Below are 549 nucleotides of genomic sequence, written 5' to 3'. Positions count from 1 at the left end.
CGCTGATGTGGTGGGTCGTCATGAAAGTTTGTGGACCTTGTTCTCGGTGGTCGACGGGGTTCCGCGTCAGGTGGTGATCTCGGCCGAGGATGCGGTTTTCGGGTGGGAAGTGGTCGATACCGCGGGGTGGGCGGCTGGTCAGCTGGAACAGGCTGTTGAGCAAATGGTGCGGTATTGTTTTGATTTGTCGGCGCAGATTCCGTTACGGGCGAAGCTTTTCCGTGTCAGTGATGTGGAGCATGTGTTGGTGGCGGTGGCTCACCATATTGCTGCTGATGGTTTGTCGATTGCGCCGTTGGTGGCTGATCTGGGTGCGGCGTATACCGCGCGGTGTGGGGGGCAGGCGCCGGGGTGGGAGCCGTTGGCGGTGCAGTATGTGGATTACACGTTGTGGCAGCACGCTCAGTTCGGTGATTTTGCCGATAGTGGCAGTCGTATTGCTGGGCAGTTGGCGTATTGGCGGGATGCGTTAGCGGGGATACCTGAGCGGTTGGTGTTGCCCACGGATCGGCCTTATCCGGTGGTTGCTGATCAGCGTGGGGCGTCGGT

General features: G+C 59.9%; 1 protein-coding gene. It reads left to right on the top strand.

From position 1 onward, the window contains the following. A partial coding sequence (locus tag DB708_RS25795; RefSeq protein ID WP_133251059.1) for a condensation domain-containing protein occupies nt 1-549 on the top strand: 549 nt, incomplete at both ends.

This window comes from Mycobacterium montefiorense, from assembly GCF_003112775.1.
GTDB lineage: Bacteria > Actinomycetota > Actinomycetes > Mycobacteriales > Mycobacteriaceae > Mycobacterium > Mycobacterium montefiorense.
The sequence above is the reverse complement of the archived record's forward strand: the minus strand, read 5'-3'. Positions and strand labels throughout refer to the sequence as shown.